At 41.7% G+C, this 17777-nt stretch carries 14 protein-coding genes; 2 read left to right on the top strand and 12 right to left on the bottom strand.

The genetic code is table 11. The features are described 5' to 3' along the window. Positions 1–31: 31 nt before the first annotated feature. Positions 32–1273: a transcription termination factor NusA gene (nusA, locus tag M1L62_RS07095; protein ID WP_254412335.1), complete on the bottom strand. Its 1242-nt coding sequence runs from the start codon at positions 1271–1273 to the stop codon at positions 32–34. A gap of 83 nt (positions 1274–1356) precedes the next feature. Next, positions 1357–1845, bottom strand: coding sequence for a ribosome maturation factor RimP (rimP, locus tag M1L62_RS07090; RefSeq protein WP_254412334.1), 489 nt, complete (start codon positions 1843–1845; stop codon positions 1357–1359). Between the two features lie 175 nt (positions 1846–2020). Between rimP and M1L62_RS07085 the strand changes: the two genes are divergently transcribed. After that, complete coding sequence (locus M1L62_RS07085) at positions 2021–3118, top strand: endonuclease/exonuclease/phosphatase family protein (RefSeq protein ID WP_510185841.1); 1098 nt, start codon at positions 2021–2023, stop codon at positions 3116–3118. A gap of 90 nt (positions 3119–3208) precedes the next feature. Here the strand turns inward: M1L62_RS07085 and M1L62_RS07080 are convergent, their stop codons facing one another. The 3 genes from M1L62_RS07080 to M1L62_RS07070 form a co-directional block, all read right to left on the bottom strand. Then, entirely contained in the window at positions 3209–3439 is a 231-nt protein-coding gene (locus tag M1L62_RS07080; protein ID WP_254412332.1) for a DUF4907 domain-containing protein, read from the bottom strand. A gap of 132 nt (positions 3440–3571) precedes the next feature. After that, positions 3572–4615, bottom strand: a complete 1044-nt coding sequence (locus tag M1L62_RS07075) for a Kelch repeat-containing protein (RefSeq protein ID WP_254412331.1) — start codon at positions 4613–4615, stop codon at positions 3572–3574. 160 nt (positions 4616–4775) lie between these two features. Then, positions 4776–5504, bottom strand: coding sequence for a LytR/AlgR family response regulator transcription factor (locus tag M1L62_RS07070; RefSeq protein WP_254412330.1), 729 nt, complete (start codon positions 5502–5504; stop codon positions 4776–4778). 164 nt (positions 5505–5668) lie between these two features. Between M1L62_RS07070 and M1L62_RS07065 the strand changes: the two genes are divergently transcribed. Next, the gene (locus M1L62_RS07065) at positions 5669–7063 is read left to right on the top strand and encodes a DUF4270 family protein (protein ID WP_254412329.1); all 1395 of its coding nucleotides are present in this window, start codon (positions 5669–5671) and stop codon (positions 7061–7063) included. A gap of 93 nt (positions 7064–7156) precedes the next feature. Here the strand turns inward: M1L62_RS07065 and M1L62_RS07060 are convergent, their stop codons facing one another. The 7 genes from M1L62_RS07060 to M1L62_RS07030 all read right to left on the bottom strand — a co-directional run bounded on the left by M1L62_RS07060 (position 7157) and on the right by M1L62_RS07030 (position 17538). Then, positions 7157–8059 (bottom strand): bestrophin family protein, encoded by a 903-nt coding sequence (locus M1L62_RS07060; protein WP_254412328.1) that lies wholly within the window; start codon positions 8057–8059, stop codon positions 7157–7159. 244 nt (positions 8060–8303) lie between these two features. Next, a complete protein-coding gene (locus tag M1L62_RS07055; protein WP_254412327.1) occupies positions 8304–8972 on the bottom strand; it encodes a SatD family protein in 669 nt (222 codons plus the stop codon). 200 nt (positions 8973–9172) lie between these two features. Next, entirely contained in the window at positions 9173–12328 is a 3156-nt protein-coding gene (locus M1L62_RS07050) for an efflux RND transporter permease subunit (RefSeq protein WP_254412326.1), read from the bottom strand. Positions 12329–12393: 65 nt separating this feature from the next. Beyond that, positions 12394–13524 carry an efflux RND transporter periplasmic adaptor subunit gene (locus M1L62_RS07045; RefSeq protein WP_310589962.1) on the bottom strand — a complete coding sequence of 377 codons (1131 nt, stop codon included), beginning with the start codon at positions 13522–13524 and terminating at the stop codon, positions 12394–12396. Positions 13525–13562: 38 nt separating this feature from the next. Further along, entirely contained in the window at positions 13563–14930 is a 1368-nt protein-coding gene (locus M1L62_RS07040; RefSeq protein WP_254412324.1) for a TolC family protein, read from the bottom strand. Between the two features lie 69 nt (positions 14931–14999). Continuing rightward, on the bottom strand, positions 15000–15671 hold the full coding sequence (locus M1L62_RS07035; RefSeq protein ID WP_254412323.1) for a TetR/AcrR family transcriptional regulator: 672 nt from the start codon (positions 15669–15671) through the stop codon (positions 15000–15002). A gap of 157 nt (positions 15672–15828) precedes the next feature. Further along, the gene (locus M1L62_RS07030; protein WP_254412322.1) at positions 15829–17538 is read right to left on the bottom strand and encodes a sodium:solute symporter family protein; all 1710 of its coding nucleotides are present in this window, start codon (positions 17536–17538) and stop codon (positions 15829–15831) included. Between the last annotated feature and the right edge of the window lie 239 nt (positions 17539–17777).

The following is a 17777-nucleotide window of genomic DNA, read 5'->3' as shown; positions in this document are numbered from 1 at the left end:
ACTATGTCAATACCTCCACATATTCTTGTAATTATTCAAACTCTTTGCGAAGGATATCCAGAATATCTTCAACGGTGTTTTCTTCTAAATCAGTCCGTCGAACAAGTTCCTCTTTATTAAGCGCTAAAACACTCTTAGCGGTATCCAATCCTATTTTGTGCAACTCGCTGATCATCCACGCGTCGATTTCATCCGAGAATTCAGAAAGATCCACATCTTCGTCATTCTGTTCTTCAATGTCGCGGAAGACATCAATTTCCATTCCAACCAGCTTACCAGCCAGTTTGATATTTTGGCCACCTTTACCGATAGCCAAAGAAACCTGATCGGGTTTCAGGAAAACTGATACACGTTTTGCCTCACGGTCAATCTGCATTGAACTTACTTTTGCAGGGCTTAAAGCACGGCTGATAAGCAGTTCCAGGTTGTCCGTATAATTGATCACGTCAATATTTTCATTACCCAGCTCACGAACGATCGAGTGAATCCGTGAACCTTTCATACCTACACAGGCACCCACCGGGTCAATGCGGTCATCGTATGATTCAACGGCTACTTTCGCACGCTCACCCGGCTCACGAACGACACGTCTTACAGAGATAATTCCGTCATAAATTTCAGGAATTTCTACTTCAAACAGGCGTTCAAGGAAAACAGGAGATGTTCTGGATAAAGTGATTTTCGGTGTTCCGTTATTCATTTCCACTTTATGGATCACTGATTTAACAGATTCACCTTTACGGAAACGGTCTTTCGAAATTTGCTCAGTACGTGGAAGAGAAAGTTCGTTTCCTTCACCGTCCATAATGATCACTTCGTGGCGAAGCGTCTGGTAAACTTCGCCTGTAATCATTTCGCCAACCTGATCCTTGTACTTTTCGTACATGATCTCCTTTTCCATATCTTTAATTTTCTGGATAAGGGTCTGGCGTGCTGTTTGTACAAGGCGACGACCGAATTCAACCAATTTCACTTCTTCCGCAACTTCCTCGCCGACTTCAAAGTCATTCTGAATCTTACGCGCTTCGGCCAGAGGTATTTTATTGTAATCCCAGATATCTTCGGAATTGTCGTCAACAATTTCACGTGTGCGCCACATTTCGAGGTCACCGCTCTCCGGGTTAATGATTACATCAAAATTATCATCAGTGCCGTACTTTTTACGAATCATTGTACGAAATACTTCTTCCAAAACGCTGATCATCGTTGGACGATCAATGTTCTTTGAGCTGGCAAACTCCGCAAATGACTCAATTAATATTCCGCTATCCATTGTAATGCTTAAGAATATTTGCTGATACTAAGTTATACATAATATATAATTTCCTGCAAATCAGATTGAAATGATAATCTGATCTATAAGTTTTTAAACGAGATTTCAACAAGTGCCTTCGATATCTGATCCACAGGGATCTCACGTTTCAGCGATGCTTCATCTACCGGTACTTTCGATTTTTTCTTGGGTTCTGGCAATTGAAGCGTTATCTCATTTTCTTTTGCTTCTGTCAACTGACCTGAAATTATTTCTCCTGTTTTTAAGGTAACCTTTAAATTTCTCCCAAGGTTTTTTAAATACTGGCGCAGAAGAACCAGAGGCTGGTCTAAACCAGGCGAAGAAACTTCCAGAGTATATGCGTCGGTGAAAATTTCCTGTTCTTCCAGTTGTTTCGCAAGTCTGCGGCTGATGGACGTACATTCCTGAATGGTAATACCTTCGTCCTTATCGACGAGAATAGTTACTTTCTGGCTCACCTTTGAAGCCTTTATCTGAATATCCACCAGAAAATAATTGCCTTCTTCCAAAAATGGAGCCAGCAAAACTTCCAAATGTTCTTTTATTGTCATGTAAGATGTACTACAAATAAAAAAGGGGATCAAATACCCCCCTCAATCAACCGATCAAACTCGAATTATTATGCAAATGTAAAACTTTTTTATGATTTGTACAAACTCTTGGAGAAGTGTTCTTTATTCGAAGTGTTCGTCTATTTTTGTGGAAGGATTGAAATCATAGCACATTGTGAAAGGATTGAAAGGTTTTTTTTGGCTTTTGTTTAAGTGTTTCGGGGCTTACAGTTTGTTGGTGTACGCTTTAACGTACTGGGTACCCACGCCGCATTGGGCCGCGGGTTTTTTAATGATGTCTCTCCCGGTTGCTATTATTGTCAATTTATTCTTTTTTGTATTCTGGATTTTTGTTGATGCCAAAAAATCACTGGCACCATTATTCCTTATTTGCCTTGGTAGCGTTTTTCTTCCGAGGACTTATCAGTTTTCAAAAAGCGGCGAGGAAGTAGATAAAAAGAAAGCTGGTGAATTTAAAGTAATTAACTACAACGTTTATGGTTTCTGGGTTACTGGAAGGCACACAAGAGAAGATGATGCCAAGACGGATAAAATGAAGGATTGGCTGGTAGAGCAAGACGCAGACATCTTGTGCATGCCGGAATTCACAAATGAGCCGAGCATTTCTTCTTTTAGAAATATACAATATTTTAAGAAAGCTGGTTACAAGTACTACAATACTTTGCGTGGTGCAAAAATAAAAGATAACAGCAGTTTGCATACGCTGGTCATTTTCTCAAAATATCCGATCGTTAACCACAAGGAGGCCGCTTTTGAGCAGCAGAATGGATTGATGTATGTTGATGTTGTTGTCCGCAAGGATACGGTCAGGGTTATTGGGGTACATCTTTATTCGATGTCATTGAAGTTGAAAACGCTGGTAAGTCAGAAGGAAATTGCCGGTATCAAACGAGAGACTAAGGGGACCTTCAATCGTATGAAAAATGGATTCTCTGCTCGTTTTTCAGAGATAGAGTTAATGGAAACCTGGATAAGAGAATCTCCCCATCCGGTGATTCTCTGCGGCGATTTTAACGAAACACCTTACAGTTATTTCTACGGGCGTACCAGGCGTTTGTTGAAAAATGCTTTCGAGGAAAAAGGAGAGGGGTTTGGTTTTACGTATAATAAAATACCCTGGTTTATACGGATCGACAACCAGTTTTACGATGACAAGAAGTTAACACTCTACAATTTTAAAACCTGGAAGAATATTAAATACTCCGACCATAATCCAAGTATCGGGACGTATTCAGTTAAGCGTGAGCGGTAAAGAGCACAATAATTAGGAATTTATAAATCAAAAAAACCGGCAATAACTTCAAAAGTTATTGCCGGTTTTTTTGATTTATAAGAAAACAGCTTAACGCTGATAGGTGATTTTTAAACTGTCAAGCTCCGGTATTGAAACGGATGGAGGGAAAACTCCTTTTCCCAGTTTATCAACCACAAGCTTACCTATAGAGAGCGCCTGTTCTTCTGTTTTGAACCCGCTATTGCCTGGCAATCCGGGGATATTTCTCTGCTCAATGATCGCAACGGTATCCTGATAAATGCGGTAACCCCACGTGCTGTCTACGGGAATTGCGGACACCTTGTAATTGCGAAGACCTTCGCTGTTAGAATTTTCTTTCTTCGTATTACACGATGAAATGAAAATTGTTACTGCGAAGGTCCAGCTGCAAATCAGAGCAAATCTGAAATTTATTGATTTTTTAATCACTTCTTAGTTATCGTCGTCGTCAACTGCTGCGTCAGGATTGAAGCCCCAGAAATCGTCAACAGGTGTTGAGTTAGCATATCCTGTACCAAAGTAACCAACATTTTTAATTACAAAACCTGCCGCATTTCCTCTTCCTGTACCTTCAAAGCTGGTTTTTTCAATCCAGATGTCAGTAGTTGGATTCCATTCCCAGCAATCGCTTCTGTTACCTGCTCCACCTACGATGTAAGCTTTTTCGTTGATAACCAATGCAAATGCATCCGAGCGCACTGGTGGAAAATCTCCGTTATCATCATTGAATACAGTTTTCTGTGTCCATGCACCTTTACCGTTTGCTCCACCTGGTGTAAACTGATACAGATCTCTTACAGTAGCAGCAGAGTTGTTTACACCAAAACCGATGTATCCGGAAGATCCAATTGTAAACGCTGTCGAACTTCTTCTTTTGCCACCGATGAAAGTTGCAACCTCAGTCCATGCGTCCGTAGTTGGGTTATACTCATAAAAATCCTGATACAAACCAGAAGCATTATATCCTAAACCAACATATCCTTTGTCTCCAACAGAAAATGCAGAAGCATACTGACGGGCAACCCCACCAAAATCAGCTACCGCTTTCCATTTGTTGGTTGTAGGATCATACTGGAAGAAATCTTTTTTATAACCATTGTTGTTTTCAGTTGTTTTGATACCGTCAAATCCAGTACCAACATAACCTTTTCCGGCAGCAACGAAAGCAACAGCGTCAGTTCTTGCAACACCAGGGAAAGCCGCAACCTGTTTCCAGATTTTGTTGTCCGCATCATATTGCCAGAAGTCATTTACTCTCGGCACGCTCTCGTTGGTATATCCGCCTCCGATATAACCTTTGTTGTCTATTGTAAAGCTTACTGCTCCATAACGGGGAATACCTCCGAAGGAAGGCATATCTTTCTTATACCAGTTTCCAACTTTGTCAGGATCAGAATCACTACCACATCCGAATTGAATTAGTGCAGTTGAGGCGATTAGAAGGGTTAACGATGACTTTTTTAAGGTATTAAACATGAAAAAATTCTGGTTTGACTAATTAATACAAATGAAAACAAAAATCGTGGTACACTAGGGATAAAAAAAACAATTGCGATGAATTGGCCGAATGTGTAGATGAAGAGACATTTTGACCAAATCTACTGCAAACATAACATCTTGGAATTGCTTAGAAAAATTATATATTTACTTTTTGTCTAAAAGTTTCATAATAACCATCACTGATAGGTACTGTAATTTGACCGATTTTGATGCGCTGGCTTCTGATAATATCTATTTTATCTATCGAAACGATATAAGATTTATGTACCCGGAAGAACTGACTTCGGGGTAACTTTTCCTCTAACGATTTCATTGTCATTCTGGTAACAACCGGGTTTAGCTGATTCACAAAGTAGATTTTAAGATAATCTTTCAAACCTTCGATATAACTTACATCCGATAATTTTATTTTTACAAGCGCGTAATCAGACATAACAAATAAATATTCCTGATTGACAAAATGCTCATCCACTGCGTAGTTTTTTCTGTCCCGAAGGCTTAGCAGACTGAATAATTCGTATGCTTTGTCTGACGCTTTTAGAAAACGTTCCTTATTGAACGGCTTTAATAAATAATCGAGTACATTCAGGTTAAAGGCTTCTAACGCAAAATTGTCACAAATTGTTGTGATAATAATTCTGGTATTGTAAGAAAGACTTTTTAAGAAATATAAACCTTCGATACCTAAATTTTCTATATCTAAAAATAGAATATCTACTTTCTGCGTTCTAAGCATGTCTGCTGCATCTTCGGAAGTAGAATAGGTACCTAACAATTCGAAAAAAGGAATGCTGTTAATGTGCTGACTCAAAACTTTCAGATCCGGTTCTATTTTATCAATAACAATACAGTTTATCTTCCTCATATGTACTTTAAAATGCAATTTCGGATGTAATATAGAGTTATACGTGGTAACAGACAATTTTGTTGCATTTAATTTTGGTCTACACATTTTGCCTGTTTGTCTAATTCCTTTTGTTATTCAGGTTTATATCTGATATTTTTGCATTTTTACTGTTCTTGCGCTAAATGAAATTTAATTATTGTTTTTCTAAAAGACTATTTTCGCCGGTTTCCAGCATCCTTGCAGGATTATATTTGTGCGTTTCAATATCAGGTTGTCAGTCAGGAGATGAAATAGTTTCGCTCGAACAGCGGAATCCTGATGACTTTCTTGTTCTTTTTTCCGATACCAGCACTGTTAAGCTCTCAACGGTAGCTTTTGATTCCACGATGACAGGCGGTGCCAGTCGAATGTTGGCTGGTCGTTTTGAAGATCCCTACTTGGGGAAAATGCACTCGACAGTATTTTTTCAGCCTACTTTGGAAAATGTCTTTACACTTCCGGAAAAGGCTGTGTATGACTCGCTCGTATTAAAGTTGGCTTACGATAAGTATTATTACGGTGATACGACTAAGACGCTGAATTTTTCTGTGCATACGCTTCAGGAGGATATTTTGACAAAAAGTGTTTATTTCAATAATAGCACCACTCCTTTTGACGCAACACCAATTGGAACCAAAAGCTTTAAGCCTACGCCGAATGCGACTAATTCGCTTAGAATTAAGTTGTCTGACGTGATCGGGAAAAAAGTTTTTAACGAAAGCGCTGCGAATTTGTTAACTAACAATGATCAGTGGATAAATATTGTTAAGGGTTTAATGGTTGTATCGGGTGCTAAGGATAATGCATCCGTAGTCGGTTTTAAGACTGGGACAGGCGCGCCGAGTGACAGTACTGTTGTAGAACTTCATTATCATACAGATGTTAAAGATGGTATAACAAGAGGGGTCGGTACATTTAATATCAAGGCTGATTACAACCAGATCGGGGCGGACAGAAGTGGTACGGACTTGACGAAGTTGCCAACATCGAATAGAATTTCCTTGCCTTCGGCGCAATCTGGTGAAAAGGTATTTATTCAGGCGGGTGTAGGCTTAATGGCACGTGCGGATTTTCCGACAGTAAGAAATTTAAAAGATGTAAAGTACTCTGTCCCGAACAGGGCATTTTTAAGGGTTACACCGTATAAAAATTCAATTGTAAAAGGTATTTTTGGAGCACCTCCAACGGTGTATGTTTATCTTTGCGATAAAAATAACCAGCTTTATACACAAAGTGGTGCGGTTGTACCCTTGCTTGATCTGGCCGGAAAAGCGGTTACCGGTACCTATATCAATGATTTGGTTACCAACAAGGAATATTATTTATTCGATGTGAGTGCCCAATTTACCACGATACTGGCAAGTTCATCGTCTGAAACCAATGGTCTGTTGTTTGTAACGGATCCCTTAAACAGCGGAACTTATCCGGAACACCCGTCTTTTTCACAGAGTCATACACGCCTTGTCATCGGAAGCCAGCAAAACACGGTAGAGCCGGGCGTGAAACTTGAATTGTATTATACGACATTAAGACCGTAACGGGTTGATAGTGAGTAATTATATCAACAAAAAACGGATGCGGATTATCTGCATCCGTTTTTTGTTGATCATGTTTTTTAAATCAAAATTATTTTACATAATATATCCGTCTTTCGGCAGAATTTTATCCGGGATTAACGGCGCTTCAATGAGTTGAAGCAGGTTAATTTCTATGGTGCGCGAGAGGGAAGTCATTGGTATATCGTTATGATTTCCCTCAAATGGACTTTGCATAACATAGGAAATTCCTTCCACGTAGAAAAACAGAAAGGAGATCAGAAAGGTGATCGGAATAGCAATTCTTCCGATGCTGTCGATCAGTCCCATTGGAAGGATCAGCGTAAAAAGAAAGATGATAAAGTGTACAAAAAAGCTGTACTGGGTCGGGAATATTGTATTTTTTATTCGCTCACATTGACCCATCGCGTCACAAAGCCGGCCTAAGGTATCGTCTATATTTTGGAAAAACAGGGGATGGAGGTAACCTTTGTCGTAAGCGTCATTAACGCGTTGCTGTATCAGAAATAAAATCGCGTTTGGGATATTGTCGTGTCTGGAAACGAATTCGAGCTCCTGCTCGCTTAAATGCAAATTAGCACTGACAAGCACCGGATCTCTTCGCAAGCTATTGCAAAGTGCATAACACCATGCAATCTGAAGATGTGTGATGTTTTGAACAATTTCTTTTTGTTCTTCGGGTTCGGTTTTGATAAATGCCAGCGACTGGCGTATCAAAGTTCTGCTGTCATTGACAATCGCTCCCCAGGATTTGCGTGCTTCCCACCAGCGATCATAGGCCGAGTTGGTCCTGAAACCAAGCAGGAGTGATAACGCAGTCCCGACAATGGAAATGATGGAGAGCGGAAAGACGAGAAAATGCCATTGATGATATTGATACAAATAAAAAACGATGGCGGCATAGGCGGTTACCGCAAGCACACCTGGCCAGATGCCTTTCAAAAGGCGCCAAATTGAGAATACTTCTTTTACGTACATTTAGGTAAAGTTATTTCGTAATAAGTCAGTTTTAGATCTTAAATAATTATACCAAAAAGTCTTACGATCAGGTTAACATTGACAAGGCATTGTCAATCGCCGCCGCATTTTTCCAAAGAAACATATAAAAAAGAGATACGCTGACGGATATCAGATTGCCTATCGGATAGAGCCTAAATCAATTTCATTTTTTTTGTAATAATATTTAGCCACAACAGAAAATATAAACAAGAGAATGATCTCGCTAATGATCATGATGGCTATTATGACTAATATTTTCATCGGCGATATATGTTAGGACTTCCTTGATGGCGAAATACTCCTCTATTTTAAGACTTTTTTTTCTTTTCCATATCTGCGACCTCGTTTTTTCCAGTTCTTCGGCAACCTTTTCGTAATCCGGATTTTTAAGAAAACTGGAAACCAGGCTATAATCTTTGCCCATTCGCCAGTCATCAACCATGCGCTGATAAATCATGATGGCGTTATTTAATGCTGCACTGGCAGGTTTATTCCGTAAGCTAAAAAAATATCTTGAATTTGTGATTTTTGTTTGAGTCAGAGCCTCCCGTGCCTGCGTAAGGCCTTCTCCCAGCATACCATATGCAATTTCTTTATTGATTGGGGTGTCGATTCTCCCTTCAAAAACAACAAAACGCAGCGGAAATCCATATGCTTTGTGGATAATATTCTCCTCGATATGAAACAGCAACGCAATGGCAGATTCGATATTTTTGGCAACCCCCTGAAACTCGTCTCCCAGTGTGATTGTCAGCGGAGATAATAAATATTTTTTAAGATGGACGTTTGTTTCGTCAGTCACTTCTTTGAAATTATCCATTAACGTCTGCTGATCAGACTTTCTACTGCTGACAATATCGGCCATCAGGATAATGTAATCTTTCGTTTTCATCAGAAACCAGGCGGTTTATTAACAATGTTTATATCAAATACTGAAACAAATTAATTGTAGAAAATGAGTAAAGGCTGTGTATGGAAATTCTTTTAGAAGTACCGTTCAGTAGTGAGTTGTCCAGGATCAGATGGGTGAAAAACAACGCAGGCGCGAAGCTCTAAGCCCCGCGCCTGCGTTATATTATTTTTTCTTTTACACTACAATCTGGACTCTCTGGCTTTTCTTCTTTCCTTTTGTTTGTAGGCAATTTTTTCAATCGCTACAAAAAGTACAGGAACTACAAAGATTGCAAGGGAAGTCGCGGCAAGCATCCCGCCGAATACAGTCCAGCCGATGGTCTTACGCGATTCGGCTGCTGCACCACTTGCAAAGGCCAGCGGAAGTACCCCTAAAATAAAGGCAAGCGAAGTCATGATGATCGGACGAAGACGTAACTGTACCGCCTCAAGAGTCGCCTTCACAAGCTCCATACCGGAATCTACCCGTTCCTTGGCAAATTCCACAATCAGGATCGCATTTTTCGCGGCGAGACCAATCAGGGTAATCAAACCGATCTGCGCATAAATGTTATTGGTAAGATTTGGCAGGAATGTAAGTGTCAAAATCGAACCAAATGCACCTATAGGCACCGCAAAAAGTACAGAGAACGGAATCGACCAGCTTTCGTATAACGCTGCAAGGAACAGGAATACGAACACAATCGAGATCGCAAAGATCGTTGTGGTACTATCACCCGCTTTTATCTCTTCACTACTCATACCCGAGAATTCATAACCATAACCAGCTGGCAGGGAAGTGGCAGCCACTTCTTTCAGAGCCGTAATGGCCTGGCCGCTACTGAATCCTGGTTTTGGCGTACCGTTGATTTCCACCGCACGATAAATGTTATAGTGAGAAATCAAAGCAGGGTTTTCAACGACACGTGAGCTTACGATCGACGAAAGAGGAATCATATTGCCAGCCTTATTGCGGACATAAAACTTGTTGATCTGTTCGATATTTGAGCGGAAACTACTGTCTGCCTGCACCATAACCCGGAAGTTACGGCCGTAAAGGTTAAAGTCGTTTACATAAGTACTACCAAGCAAAGTTGACAACGTATTGAAGACATCGTTAACCTGCACACCTAATTTCTTGGTCTTGTCACGATCCACATCAATCTGGTAAGAAGGTGTTTTCGCGTTAAAGAAAGTATAGGCAAATCCGATTTCAGGACGTTTGTTAACCTCAGCCAGGAACTTCTGGGTAACGGCTTCAAACTTCTTGATATCATCCGTACTGGTGGTCTGCTGTAACTCAAATGTAAAACCTGACGTCTGACCTAAACCAGGGATCGCGGGAGGGGCAATGGCAAGTACACGTGCCTCTTTAATATCGCCGGTCCGTTTCTGAATTTCTTTGATTACAGCCTGTACGTGGTGTTCTGCACCTTTCCGGTCGGCCCATGGATGCAAACTTACAAACATGGTACCTACGTTGGCTTTGTTTGAGAAACTGATCACGTTAAGCCCCGCAAGTCCACCCACTGTTTTGATTTCAGGGATTGCAGAAACACGTTTCATAATCTCTTTAATCATTTCAATGTTACGCGTTGTCGAAGCGGCTTCCTGCATTTCATATGTTACAAAAAGACGGCCTTCATCTTCGACAGGGATAAATCCTGACGGTTTGGTTTTGAAAAGATAAGTCAGACCAACAATCAGACATACCATCATGATGATCACATAAGGCGTACCCTTGATCCATTTCGAAACACCTCTTGTATAAGAGTGAGAAACTTTGTCGAACCAGGCGTTAAACTTGTCGAAGAATTTTTCAAGCAAATTCTTTTTCTCATCAGCGCCTTTGGTCGGTTTCAGCATCATCGCACAAAGTGCAGGTGTCAATGAAAGTGCAACAAATGCGGAAAGAAGAACAGAAACCGCAATGGTGATAGCGAACTGCTGATAAAGTCTTCCAACAATACCGGGAACAAAACTTACCGGAACGAACACGGCCGCAAGAATAAGGGCGATCGCGATTACCGGGCCGGAAATTTCTTTCATAGCCTTTTCCGTAGCTGCTTTTGGAGAAAGCCGACCGTGATCAATGTTATGCTGGACGGCCTCCACAACCACAATCGCATCATCCACCACAATACCGATTGCGAGTACGAATGCAAAGAGTGTCAGTGTGTTGATCGTAAAACCAAACGGAATAAAGAAGATAAACGTACCGATCAAAGAAACAGGGATCGCCAGAATCGGAATCAAAGTTGCACGCCAGTTCTGAAGGAACAGGAATACCACAATAACCACCAGGATCATCGCTTCTGCGAAAGTATGAAGTACTTCCTCAATAGACACCCGTACAACAGACGCCGTTTCAACCGGTATTACGTAGTCAATATCTTTCGGGAAAGTCTTTTTCAGCTCCGTAAGCGTTTTCATTACACCATCGTAGGTGTCAAGTGCGTTGGCACCCGGCGCCTGATAGATCAAAACGAACGCAGCAGGTTTTCCATTCACGAAGGCGTTACTGCCGTAATCAAATTTACCCAGTTCAACACGGGCAACATCTTTCAGGTATACAAGACTTCCTTCTGCCGGCGAAGAGCGAACAATAATATTTTCAAACTGCTCTTTTGTATTCAAACGGCTGTTTGTAAGCACGCTATATTCAAATGCCTGTTTGTTTGGCTGAGGGTTTCCACCGACAGTACCCGCTGCAATCTGCAAGTTTTGTTCAGCAAGTGCTGCTGAAATATCACTTGGCGTCATTTGCAAGCTGGCCAGTTTTTCAGGATTCAACCAGATACGCATACCAAAATCATCTGCACGGGAAACGATATCCCCCACACCTTTTACACGCTGCAAGGCATCTTTCAGGTAAATGTTGGCATAGTTACCAATAAACTGAGAGTTGTGCGTTCCGTTTGGCGAGTAAAGTGCCAAAGCGATCATGATACTAGGCTGTCTTTTACGAACCGTCAAACCAAGTCTTTTTACCGCATCTGGAAGTGCAGGTTCTGCCACACTCACACGGTTTTGTACGTCAAGCGCTGCAATGTTAACATCTGTACCGATGTCAAAAACTACGTTAATACTGCTTTGTCCGCTACTTGTACTGTTTGACGACATATAACTCATGCCCGGCGTACCGTTAACCTGGGTTTCAATGGCGGTGGTAGTGGTCTGCTCCACCGTCTGGGCATCCGCGCCGGTAAAGTTACCGGATATGGTAACTGTCGGAGGCGTTACGTCCGGATACTGCGCTACGGGTAGGGTTGTTAATGCAATAAGCCCGACGAGCACGATTACAATCGAGGTAACGATTGCCGTAACGGGCCTTTTAATAAAAATATCTGCAATCATTTTTTTAGTATTTAAGGGAATCAGAAGGAGTCTAATGCCTTAACAGGCAAAAATCCCGTTTAAACTTATCTTGCTGATGGGGCGCCAGCAGCAGGAGCTGGTGCGGTTTCCGTTTTAATTGTTGCTCCTTCACGTAAATTCTGAACACCTTCTACGGCGATCTTTTCTCCCTCTTTCAAACCTTCTTTCACAATGATATTGCTGCCAATCGGCTGACCTAAAACAAGTCTTCTCTGGCTTACCTTGCTGCTGTCGCCGGCAACGTATACAAAGAACTCACCCAACTGCTCCGTAACGGCTTTGTAAGGAATGACAACAGATTTGGCTGAACCGTTATTCAATACGCGAACCGTTCCGGTCATCCCCGCACGAAGCAAATTGTCGTTATTCGGGAAAACAAGACGTGTTTTGATGGTTCCGGTCTGTGGATCAACAGCGCGGTCGATCAACTGAATTTTACCAGGGTAAGGATAGATATCCGTTCCGAAGGCCAAAGTGAAAGTAGAATCTTTACCATTGCTGTTTTTCAAAAGATTGGTAAAACGGAAAATTTCTTTTTGGTCTACATTGAAGTCAACTGCAAGCTGTCCATCTGTTGAAACCGTGTTCAAAATCGTTTGTCCGGCCGATACCGCAGCACCAACTTTAACAAGAGAGATTCCGATAACACCATCAAAAGGTGCTACAACTTTAGTGTAACGTACATTTGTCGAAACGGCTGTAATACTTGCCTGTGCTGCATCTGCCTGTTTTTTTGCAACTTCAAGCGCTGCATCGGCATTGTCAACCAGTTGTTTTGCAACAGCGTCGTTTTTGTCAAGCTCATGGTAGCGGTCAGCATCTTTTTGTGCTTTTACTACATTGGCTTTTTGTACATTCAGATTGGCAACCGCCTGCTCATAATTGGCAGAGTAAAGCTGCGCATCGATGGAGTAAAGCAATTGTCCTTTTCTGACACGTGCTCCATCTTTGAAATGCACGCCTGTGATAAAACCTGTCACCTGTGGACGAAGCTCCACCTGATTAAGCGCTGTAACGGAAGCCGGGTATTGATCATGGTAAACGGCATCCATCGTTTTCACTTCTTCCAAAGTCACATTCACCGCCGGAGGTGCCTGCATACCGGCCTGCTGAGCGTCTTTTTTTCCGCAGGAAACCAGTACGAAAACCGATAATGCTGCTGTATAATATTTCATGGTATTTAAAAACATGGTATCAAAGGGGATTTCAATAATTAATAGTTAAGTTGACCAAGGGCTTTTTGTACGTCGATTTTGTTTGCCAAAACCTGATAGAGAGCATTGTAATAATTAATTCTGGCAAGACGAAGGTCGGTTTCAGAGGTAATCACTTCCAGATACGTTTTAATCCCTGACTTGTATTGCAGTTGGATCACATCGTAGACTTCTTTTGCCAGATCCACGTTTTCTTTCTGAGACAGCAGATTTGCAAGGCTTCCTTTGTAGTAGCTAAGTGCATTGGTATATTCTGAATTCACATTCAGTTTCAGGTTCGTGATATCCAGATCTACTCTTTTTACCTGCCATTCCGCTGAATTGATATTTGCCTTACGTTTACCACCCTGATAAAGAGGTAAAGTAAGTGTCAGAGCAGCGAAAGAGTTAGGGAAATTATTTACATAAAGATCACCAAACTTGTTATTTTGATAGTTCAAATTGTAAGCGCCATTGGCAGCAACAGTCGGCAGGAAGCTCATTTTGTTGTATTTCAAATTCGATTCAAGCAATCTTTTCTGAGTGGTTAACTGCTGGAACTCGATTCTTGAAGTAACTTCCGGTGCCTGAAGGGTATCAAGCGCGATCTCTCTTTCCATCTGAAGGCTGTCGTAGCTAATTTTAAGTTCATTGCCCAAAGGATAGCCCATAAGCGATTTCAAAAATTCAACTTTACCTTTCAAGATTTCCTCGTTGCTTTTCTTGGAAGCTTTTGTATTGTTAAGCGAGATCATCGCACGCTTATAATCAATCTTGTCGGTAACACCTGACTTATATTGGTTCTGAGCATCTTTCAGACTTCTTTCCAGACGTACAATATCTTCTGCTGAAACGCGGATCTGCTGCGTAGTTGCCAAAACATCATAAAATGCCTTGGATACATTAACGGCAAGGTCTGTTTTGTTGAAAGATGTATTCTGGTTCGCCTGAAGCAATACGTCACCTTTTGTTCTTCTGGCAAGTAAAACATCTCTGTTGAAAATCGCCTGAGAAACCGTAAACTGGCCGGCAGAAGTATTACTTACCCCAAGTTTTACAGGGTTACCCGCAATTACACTCGTCTGTACAAGAAAGTTATGTTGCAGGTTATAGTTAAAGTTAATCTGCGGATACCAGTCAGCAAGTTTACTTTTAACAGTGTTTTCAGCCACGCGCTCATCAATGATCGACTGCTGAATCAGAGGCTGGTTTTTCATGGCATACTGAATGATATCTTCCAGTGTGCCATTGGCAAGTGTATTCTGTTCCGCATTGCTTTGCTGGTTGGTTATGCCCGTTTGAGCAAAAACCAGCACAGGCGCCAGCAGCAGAAGTGAAATACAGAGTGCTAAAAGCCTGATCGTTTTAGCTTTAAAATAAAAATTCATGAAAAGGGAATGTTAATTTGATAATGAAAAAATGGTGTTGACGAATTTCAGGAGGAGGGGCTTTTAGCATTAACTGCCAATCGCCTCGTTTAATTCCTGATCAAGTATCACCCGAAAGATTTTTTTTAGGTGAGTACTCAGTTTTTGTTTCAGGTGCAGGTCGAGATCCTGCTGCGTTGCTTCTTCCAGACCGTATACCGTGCGGTAAAACGGCTGTGTGCTAATGGCCTGATTGATGGTTCCAAAAAGTGTTGTTGACAGCATGAGAACGTCAACATTTTTTTGAAAAACCCCCAGTTGCTGGCCTTCTTCGATGATACCTTCCATGGCTCTCAGGTTTTTCATCTTCATGGTACGAAGCAGATCGGAAATGATAGGCGTTCGGTTGCCGGTGAGTTGCTCTCTTACCACAATGTTATGAAAACACTGTTTTTCGATAAGCCGCTCAACAACGCCGTCGATCATCAGGTTTACTTTCTGAATAGGGGATAAGTCTGCATTGAGCAGCAGACTTTCAAGACGTGCCAGAAAATCTTTGGACCTGACTTCGAAAAGTGCTTCGATCAGCTTCTCTTTGGAACCGAAATAATACGATATCATAGAGACATTGATATCTGCTTCCTGGGATATGTCACGGACAGAAGTTCCGGAAAACCCTTTTTCGGCAAATAGCTTTTCAGCTACTCCGATAATCTGCAATTGTTTGCTGTTGTATTCCATTGGCTCAGTATCAGACGCCATCAAAGTAAGACCGGGCGCACTAATAACGGATCAAAGGTAGATGTTTAAAAAATTAAATCAAACGTTTGTTTGAAAAAATCAAACAGTTATTTGATTAATAGGAATTAATATTTGTAAAGTGCAAAATTGTACGTAGTACAGGAAGCATTTTTTAAGGTTATAGGGTTAATTCTTCTGTCAGGATCGTTTTCTCCGGCCAGATTTTTTCCAGTACCCATGCAAAGGCAATCACGAGCACGCAGCCAATCAGGTTGAGCCATAGGAATGCCGTCAGGTCTTTCCAATAGCTAAGCACGACGAAAATTTCGCCCAGTACAGCTGCCCAGAAAACGGCTCTTCCGCCAATGTTTTTGAAGTAAAAAGCAACAAGAAATATACCCAGAATAACACCGTAGAAAAGCGAGCCGAGTACGTTAACTGCCTCAATCATACTGCCAAGGCGGCTCGCATACTGTGCAACAAATATGCAGAAAATGCCCCAGAAGAAAGTCGCCCACCGGGAGGCCCGCACATAGTTTCTATCCTGGTCATCTTTATGGTACATGCGTTTGTAAATATCTACTACTGTGCAGGAAGCCAGTGAGTTATATGCCGCAGCAACGGAGCCCATTGACGCCAGCAGGATTACCGCGATTAGCAGTCCGAGCATACCTACCGGAAGGTAATCGATGACAAAACGAAGGAAGATATAATTCACATCATTGACTTCTGCACCGTTGGCTTTTGAAAGTAAAGTCTGCGCTTTTCCACGCACTTCTTTGACATCGTTTTCAATACCGCCCAGGACAATCCGGGATTTGTCAATAGCCGACTCGTCACCCTTATTTAATGCGTCGGTCAATGCCATCACATGCGCATGTTTGCCTTTTTGTATCAAGGCATGCTCAGTTTCAAGTTTCTCAAATTCACTGGCATACTGTGTTTTTTTGATCTTGTTTACTTCCACCTGATTGAAAAAAAGAGGAGGATTGGTAAACTGGTAAAATGCAAAAACCAGCACACCCACAAGCAGTATTAAAAATTGCATCGGGATCTTCAAAAGGCCATTCATAGCCAGTCCCAAACGGCTTTGTCCCTGGGAACTTCCGGTTAAATATCTGCCAACCTGCGACTGATCGGTGCCAAAATAGGAGAGTTGAAGAAAGAAACCGCCGATCAGCCCGGACCATACGTTGTAACGGTTATTCAGGTCAAAGGAGAAATCGATCAGGTTTGTTTTACCCATTTTCCCGGCCACATGAAGGGCGTCGGTGAACGACACATTTTCTGGTAAAAGTTTGACAACCATAAATCCGGCAATGACCATGCCGACCGTTACGATTCCCATTTGCTGAAGATGTGTATGAGAAACTGCCTTGGCACCGCCCGAAACGGTATAAAGCATAACGATTCCACCTGAGATAATATTGGTCCAGGTGATGTCCCAGCCAAGAATGGAGGAGAGAATCAGTGATGGTGCGTAGATGGAAAGTCCCGTTGAAAGACCACGCTGCAAAAGAAAAAGAAATGAAGTCAGCGTGCGTGTGCGAAGGTCAAAACGGCCTTCAAGAAACTCGTAGGCAGTAAAAATTTTGAGTTTATTGAACTTGGGCACGAAGGTGATACAAAGTATCACCATAGCCAGTGGAAGCCCGAAATAAAACTGGACGAAGCGCATTCCGTCCGTATAAGCCTGCCCTGGGGCAGACAAAAAAGTAATGGCGCTCGCCTGTGTTGCCATCAGTGACAATGTCACGTGGTACCACGGCAGGGATTTATTGGCAAGCAAATAGGAATCAATGTTACTGTTTTCCCGGCTTTTGTAAATGCCGTAAGCCACAATGAAAGTAAGGGTAAGAGAAAGTACAATCCAGTCAAGATAGCTCATTCGAAGTGGGTCATGAATAAATAAAAGAGGGCAATAAGAATAACCAGCGTCGCAATCAGAAGTGCGTATAACTGTGGCCAGGAACTTACGAACGGCGGCAAACCATCAAGATCCTCTGGCGGTGTCAGGCCATTTTTTTTATCCATTTTTTAAGAGTTCAGGGGGTAATGCGGGTCATAATATAGCCCGCGACAAAAATAGAACGCTTTTTGGATTGTTTTAGCATATTTTACTTTTCA

It is taken from the genome of Dyadobacter diqingensis (assembly GCF_024220585.1).
GTDB classification, from domain to species: domain Bacteria; phylum Bacteroidota; class Bacteroidia; order Cytophagales; family Spirosomataceae; genus Dyadobacter; species Dyadobacter diqingensis.
Note: the sequence above shows the minus strand (reverse complement) of the source record. Positions and strands in the feature narration are given on the sequence as shown.